Annotated in this window: 5 protein-coding genes; all 5 read left to right on the top strand. The window is 52.4% G+C overall.

Annotation, left to right across the window (positions count from 1 at the left end; translation table 11 throughout):
• Positions 1-88: 88 nt before the first annotated feature.
• The 5 genes from Q1K76_RS11790 (at position 89) to Q1K76_RS11770 (ending at position 7,676) form a co-directional block, all read left to right on the top strand.
• Complete coding sequence (locus tag Q1K76_RS11790; RefSeq protein ID WP_258326936.1) at positions 89-856, top strand: threonine/serine exporter ThrE family protein; 768 nt, start codon at positions 89-91, stop codon at positions 854-856.
• Positions 853-1,374 (top strand): threonine/serine exporter family protein, encoded by a 522-nt coding sequence (locus Q1K76_RS11785; RefSeq protein ID WP_258326937.1) that lies wholly within the window; start codon positions 853-855, stop codon positions 1,372-1,374. The genes Q1K76_RS11790 and Q1K76_RS11785 overlap by 4 nt, the downstream gene beginning before the upstream one ends.
• Positions 1,375-1,543: 169 nt before the next feature.
• On the top strand, positions 1,544-3,109 hold the full coding sequence (locus tag Q1K76_RS11780) for a sulfatase (protein ID WP_087407591.1): 1,566 nt from the start codon (positions 1,544-1,546) through the stop codon (positions 3,107-3,109).
• Positions 3,110-3,152: 43 nt separating this feature from the next.
• Positions 3,153-5,429 (top strand): outer membrane beta-barrel family protein, encoded by a 2,277-nt coding sequence (locus Q1K76_RS11775; protein ID WP_300133630.1) that lies wholly within the window; start codon positions 3,153-3,155, stop codon positions 5,427-5,429.
• Between the two features lie 81 nt (positions 5,430-5,510).
• Positions 5,511-7,676 carry a S41 family peptidase gene (locus Q1K76_RS11770; protein ID WP_300133627.1) on the top strand — a complete coding sequence of 722 codons (2,166 nt, stop codon included), beginning with the start codon at positions 5,511-5,513 and terminating at the stop codon, positions 7,674-7,676.
• Positions 7,677-7,854 lie beyond the last annotated feature (178 nt).

Genomic DNA, 7,854 nt, shown 5'->3' with positions numbered 1-7,854 from the left:
AAATGTCGAAAACTTCGTTTTCCATTTGCCACTGCTCTCGCCTTTCACTATCTTTGCACGCTGAAACATTGGTCAATACTACAATAAGGTGAACAACGTACACGAAGAACTGAAATCGGTATCGCAATTCCTCACGGAATATGCAACCTGTTTGATGGCATCGGGCGTACATACCTCGCGTATTGTGCGCAACACGGCCCGTATAGCCGAGTCGTTTGGGTTCGAAGCCCACATGACACTCTTTCACAAAACCATCAGCATGACCTTGCGAAGCAAGGACAACGCCCACGTATACAGCACGGTGAGTACCGCGAAATCGGGGGCTATCAATTTTGAATTCAACTCCGAATTGAGCGCCCTCAGCTGGGAAGCCTACGACAACCACCTCCCGCTCGACACGCTGTGGGAGAAATTCCACGCCATCACGAGCAAACCTCGCATGAACCCGTGGACGGTGTGGATTCTGGTGGGCTTTGCCAATGCCTCGTTCTGCCGGCTCTTCAACGGCGACTGGATAGCGGTAGCCGCCGTATTTGTGGCTACGCTCGTGGGATTCCGCATCAAACAAATATTGCACTTCAACCACTATTTCGTATTCACCATATCGGCATTTGTCGCATCGCTCATCGCCTCGATTACCATGTGGCAGCACTGGGGCACCACCCCCGACATCGCTATCGGTGCCAGCGTGCTCTACCTCATACCGGGCGTCCCCTTGATTAACGGGATTATCGATATTATCGAAGGTCATGTGCTGGCCGGCACCGCCCGACTCATCAACGCCCTGCTGTTGATTGTCTGCATCGCCTTCGGTATGGGTATCACTCTTTTAATGATGGGAGGGAAACTGTTATGATCGACTGGCAAATATTAGGCTCGGTCATTGCCGACGCCATCGGAGCTGCCATTGCAGCCATAGGCTTCGCCGTTATCTCCAACCCGCCCCGCCGGGCCATTCTGTATGCAGCATTACTGGCGGCCGTAGGTCACAGCATCCGGTTCGTACTGCTGAAATATGCAGGCCTCGACCTGGCTTCGGCCTCGTTTATCGCTGCCTTCTCGATAGGTATGCTCAGCCTGGCTGCCGGATACCGCATCTTCTGCCCGGCCACGGTACTGTACATACCGGCCCTGCTCCCGATGATTCCCGGTATGTATGCCTACCGCACGGTATTCTCGCTCATTCGATTCCTGCAAAGCAGCGGGAACGACAACGAGGCCATACACTACCTGCTCGAGATTTTCAAGAACGGTATCACCACAGCCTCGGTACTCTTCTCGCTGGGTGTTGGTGCCACCATACCCATATTCATATTTTACAAACGGGCCTTCAGCATGACCCGCGCAGCCAACCGCCCGAAGCGGCAAGCCTGACCCGCCCGATACGACACGATACAAATGCCCGCTCCCCCTTCGGTTCACCGCTCGAGGAGTGGGCATTAACATGTTTTATGTAGCGAGAGTCCTGAATAATCGGGATTTTCGTTATCATTGTAATCATTTTCGGTCTTCCCGAGAAAACTCATATAATACCAAGCACAACATGAAAAAGAATTTTTCCCTGAAAAGCACCCTGCTGCTGGCTTCGCTTGCCGGCACCGGTCTCATACAAGCACAACAACAGCCCAACATCGTTCTGTTTCTGGTCGACGATATGGGCTGGCAAGATACATCGGTTCCGTTTTACTCCGAGTCAACTCCCCTGAACAACCGCTACCGTACCCCCAACATGGAGCGGTTGGCCCACATGGGGGTGAAGTTTACCGAGGCTTACGCCTGTGCCATCTCGTCGCCCACGCGGTGCAGCCTGATGTCGGGCATGAATGCGGCCCGTCACCGGGTGACCAACTGGACCCTGAACTACGACCAGAAGACCGACGCCTCGAGCGACGTGATTCAACTGCCCGAGTGGAACTACAACGGCATACAACCGGCACACACGACCCTGACCGCCGACCTGAAAAACTCGACCCGTATCACCTCGTTCCCCCAGATTCTGCACCAGAACGGCTACTACACGATACACTGCGGCAAGGCGCACTTCGGCGCCAAGGGTACATCGGGGGCCGACCCCTCGACCATGGGTTTCGACGTGAACATCGGCGGCGGGGCCAACGGGGCACCGGGCAGCTATCTGGGCACGCGTAACTTCGGCCAAGGCTCGCCCTTCGAAGTGTTGGGCCTGGAGAAATACCACGGGCAGAATATATTCCTCACCGAAGCACTCACACGCGAAGCCATCGAGGCCCTGAAACAGCCGATAAGCCGGCAGCAACCTTTCTACCTCTACATGTCGCACTATGCCGTGCACTCGCCCTACGACGACGATGCCCGATTCAGCGACTACTACCGCAACCGCTACGATATCCAACTCGATGCCCCCCTCAACGAAAACGAGGCCCGATATGCCGCACTGGTCGAGGGCATGGACAAGAGCCTGGGCGACCTGCTCGACTTTCTCGAAAGCCAGCCCGAGGTGGCAGCCAATACCATCGTCCTCTTCATGTCGGACAACGGCGGACAGGGGCTGAACAACGTACGCCAGGGCCGTGAAAACCGCGACCAGAACTACCCGGCACGTGCCGGCAAGGGGTCGGCCTTCATGGGTGGCGTGCGCGAGCCGATGATGGTCTACTGGCCCGGCGTGACCAAGGCCGGCAGCGTGTGCGACCAACGGGTAATGATCGAGGACTTCTTCCCCACGATTCTCGAGATGGCCGGTGTGAAGGAGTACTCGACCGTACAGACGACCGACGGCGTGAGCTTTGCCGACGTGTTGCGCAACCCTTCGACCCGTCACGAGCGCAGCATCGTGTGGCACTTCCCCAACCTGTGGGGCGAAACCCAGAATACAGAGGAGGGCTACGGAGCCTACTCGTCGATTCTGAAAGGCGACTATCACCTCATCTACCATTGGGAAACGCAGCAACGCCGCCTCTACAACGTGCGTGCAGATATAGGCGAGCAGCACGACCTGGCTCTCGAGCAACCCGCAATTGCCGAAGCTCTGGCCCGGGAACTGACCGACTACCTGAAATCGACCGACGCCCAACGCCCGACCTACATCGCTACGGGCGAAGCCTGCCCCTACCCCGACGGCTCGAAATAAATCACTTGGTGACATGTGATTACATACGATACAATAGGACATTATGAATCTCATAAAGACAGCATTCTGCCTGATTATTCTCATTTGCAGTTCAATCCCTGTCTGGAGTCAAACAACAGGAAAAATAGTAGATACCGACCGGCAGCCGGTGGAGGGTGCAACCGTCGTCATGCAGCTGCCCGATTCGACCTACCTGGGCGCAGCCATCTCTGCAGCCGACGGTACATTCAGCCTTGAACCCATGGCAGACCGCTATCTGCTCATCGTCCAGCATCTGTTTTATCAGTCCCAGGTGGTAAAGGGTCAGACGCGTGACGCCGGCATCATCGTACTGGAGCCGAAAGAGCATAGCCTGGCCGAAGTGGTTGTCGAGGGAGAACGCCCTTTGGTAACCGTGGAACAGGGTAAACTGAGTTATGATATTTCGGCCATCTCAAAAAAGCATATCGTCAACAATGCTTACGAGGCTATCTGCAAGCTGCCGGGAGTACAGGACCGGAGCGGCAAGCTCTCACTGATCGGGGCAAAAGATGTAACGGTAATCCTCAACGGCAAGGCCAGTACCCTGACCCAGGAACAGCTGATTGAAATGTTGAAGAATACCTCTGCCTCGCAGGTTCAGACGGCCGAAGTGATGTATAACACGCCGCCCGAATATCATGTGCGCGGTGCCGCCATCAATATCGTGACGGCCAAGGCTGCCGACAATACGCTCCAAAGCGAACTCTCGGCGACTTACAGCAACCAGTATTTCGGCAGTTACAGCGGCAATGTAAACTTTCTGTTGACAAAAGGCAAGTCGTCGCTGAATGTCTCATACAACCCCGGCTATTCGCACATCATGACCGTGATGGATCTGGCCTCCATGCACCAGTATGACGGGCAAGTATATGACATCACGCAGCGGCAGAAAATCAACACGAAGGGGTGGAAGCATAACATCTATGCCGAGTATGGCTATCAGATAAACGAGGATAATGCGCTGAGTGTGGGATACAACGGTGCCCTGTCGGGCAACGGCAAGGGGACCATCGATGTGAACGGGAATTTTCAGAACAGCCACAACGACAAGGTGCAGGACAGCTGGCTGCACAATGTCTTTGCCCGCTACTCCTCGAGCTTCGGGCTGGATCTCGGCGTGGACTATACGGACTATTCGATGAACGACTACAACCACCTGGAGAGCGAACTGACAGACCATACGCGCCAACTGCTTGACTATACTTCGGACCAGAAGATACGCAAGGTCTCGGTATATGCCGACCAGAGCCACAGCCTGGCCAACGACTGGACCTTGAAGTACGGTGTCCGATATGACTATACCGACAACCGAAACAGTCAGCTCTTCAATCAGACGGAAGGAAAGGACAATGTGGACAACTCCACCTCGCGCCTTTACGAGCAGATAGCCAACTTGTATGCCGGCTTCGACAAGGAGTTTGCAAACGGTTTGTACCTTTCGCTCTCGGCAACCGGCGAATATTACTCCATCGGGAACTATCACAAGTGGTCGCTCTATCCGCAGGCCAGTCTCAGCTATTCGCCGTCGGAAAAGCACACCTTCATGCTGGGCGTTTCGTCGGAAAAGGAGTACCCCACTTATTGGGACATGCAGACCAGCACCACCTACATGAATGCCTACGAAGAGATTCAGACTATCGAAGGGCTGCGACCTGCCAATGTGTATAGCGTGAATGCCAACTACCTCTTCCTGCAGAAGTATATGCTGTCGCTGTTTTATGAGCGCATCGACGATTATTTCACGATGGAGATGTATCAGGCGAAAGACCGTCTGGCTCTTGTGTACCGCACGCAAAACTGGAACTACTACCAGTCCTTCGGCATGAGTGCCAACATTCCGTTCAGCATCGGGAACTGGCTCTCCTCGCAGGTAAATGCCACCGTGGTCAATGACCGCAACCGCTGTGACCACTTCTGGGATATTCCCTTCGACCGGAACAAATGGGCCTGCATGCTGTCCATGCAGAACCATTTCTCGGTAGGGTCCCAACTGGGTTTCGACTTGGACGCGATGTACCGCTCAAGCATGATTTCCGGTATCAGCGATACGAAACCGGTCTTTACGGTCAATGTGGGTGCCCAATGGAACTTCCTGAAGGATAAAGCCAGTCTGAGCCTGAACTGCTCCGACCTGTTCGATACCATGCGCATGAAGGTGAAAAACCGCTATGCCGGGCAACACATCGACTTGAATATGGGACAATACAGCCGCACGGTTTCCGTAAAACTGGTGTACCGCTTTGGCGGAAGTATCACCAAGGAAAAGAAAGAGGTAGATTCTTCTCGTTTTGGGCATTAGCGGTATCTATGACAAGCTGGCCCAATACTCGGCACTTGTGTAATTCAATGAAACTTGGTACTTTCGTAAAAAAAGAGATACATGAATATTAAATTCTTACTATCGGCACTGCTCCCCTTTTTAGTTCTGCATATGCAGGCTAAAAATCAGGAGGTTACTTATAAATCTCATACCGCATTCTCAGATATTTCTCAACCCGGTCTTCCACCGGATTGGAGTGTAAACAGTGACAGCCATCGATTTACCGTAGATTCATTACCCACAGGTGAAGGCAAGGCTTTGAAAATTTGTGGAGCCCGTGATTCCATAGCGCCGTCGGTTTTGACATTGACCACACTACCCGTCAACCGAGAAAACGGGGTTACCTTTTCGATGCGAGTAAAGACGCAATCGGCAAACGACTCGCTGCTAATGGCGGTATCGGCCATGGACACCATGGCCATGCAGTGGATCAAAGGCTCTACCGACTGGAAAGATTATACGGTAAGTATTCCATTGAGTAGCAACAGCCAGATAATGATACCGCAACTCATGTTCCCCGATGCCGGGCCTTATTGGATTTCTGAAACAACAGTGGAAATGACCCAGGAGACCTATCCGGCCGAAGAGGATCATGAATTTGATGCAGGCTCGGCTATCCACGCGATACCCACGGACAAAAACAGCATTGACAAGTTGGCCTTGCTCGGTAAAATCTGGGGATTCCTGAAATACTATCACCCCATGGTTTGCGACGGTCAATATAATTGGGACTATGAATTGTTCCGGTGGTTGCCCGAGGTTTTGAAATCCCGGTCTAAAAAAGAGGTTTGTGAATTGGTATTCGACAAAGTCCGTTCCATGGGGCCGTTGGACAAGGGGAATCATATAAAAACCGATTTCCCGGCTTGTGACTCTCTGTACTATTCAATCCCTTCATTCCCCTGGATGAATGAAATCGCTCATCTTCATAAACCGTTATACGACCTGTTGGATTCGATTAAGCATGCCGACCGGTCCCAAACCATCCATTACTACAACAAGGGGTTGAGCTCCATGAATTCATTCCCGACAGAGGCCAAATATGGTGACAACCTTTATCCCGATGCGGGCTTCCGGTTGCTGGCCCTTTACCGATATTGGAACATTATAGAATATTTCTACCCCTATCGCAAGGATATTACCGACAAGAGTTGGAACCGTGTTTTAACCCGCTTTATCCCCTTGTTTGTCCACGCCGAAAATGCGGAAGAGTATCGCTCCACCATCGATTATCTGGGGACCTGTCTGAAGGATAATCACACCTCGCGCCAGTATTCCGATTCGATACTGCCCGCTGAAGAGAGGAGTTACTATTTACCGGTTTTCTGGGATTTTGTAGAGCGGAAACTTACCGTAACCGATGACTTCGAGGGGCAGACCTCGCTGAAAAAGGGCGATGTCGTTTGTCAGATAAACGGTGTAGAGGTAGATGATCTGGTAAAACGATACGCGAGAATAATCAGTGCGTCGAACGAACGGTCGTTGCTGTATGCCGTTTCTCTGGATCTTATTCAGCAAAAGGATTCCGTTACTGACCTGAATATAAAACGGGACCATAAAACGCTGAAGGTCTCCATATCGGGGTTGACTCCCAAAGAATATTTCCCGCGAAAGGCTAAATCTTTTTCCGACGCGCCTTATTACAAGTGGTTATCAGACAGCATCGGCTATTTCTCGCCCATCGGTCAGTACCGCAGCGACAGCCTGCCGCTTGTCATGGAGAAGTTTAAGGATGCCAAAGCTATCGTGATCGATATGCGGAACTATCCCTGTGATTTATTGCACCATATGGCCGATTACCTTCTGCCGCATCGTGTCGGTTGCACCCGTACGACTTCTGTCGTGCCCGATTTCCCGGGTGTTGTCCGGTGGAACGACATTCAATATTTTGGGAAAGAGAATCCCGACTGTTACTCAGGAAAGGTGGTCGTACTCATCAATGAGAAGACCGTGAGCATGGGCGAAAGTATCGTGGCCATTCTACGCCACTGCCCCAATGCCATTCTGGTCGGCTCACCCACGGCGGGTTCCGACGGCCCCATCTCCACCTTTGTTCTGCCCGGGGCTGTACATGTGAGATTTACCGGCGAGGGATTTTATTTCGCCAACAAGGAGGGTATACAAAACAGGGGTATTTCGCCCGATGTGAATGTGGATGTAACTCCGAAAGGGGTTGCGTCGGATACCGATGAATTGCTGCTGAAAGCGCTTGACATCATAGAATAATACTCCGGCCCAGGCGGAAACCAGACAGGAAAATTTTTCTTATATTTACAGAATACAGGAGGCGGCTCGGCAAAAAATCTCAATCAAGTTTGGCTTTTCTGCTCTCGCCTTTCACTATATTTACAGAATACAGGAGGCGGCTCGGCACTGTCAAAGTTGAAAACTGTGTTTTCCTTTG

The organism is uncultured Barnesiella sp. (assembly GCF_946496565.1).
Classification (GTDB): Bacteria; Bacteroidota; Bacteroidia; order Bacteroidales; family Barnesiellaceae; genus Barnesiella; species Barnesiella merdigallinarum.
Note: the sequence above shows the minus strand (reverse complement) of the source record. Positions and strands in the feature narration are given on the sequence as shown.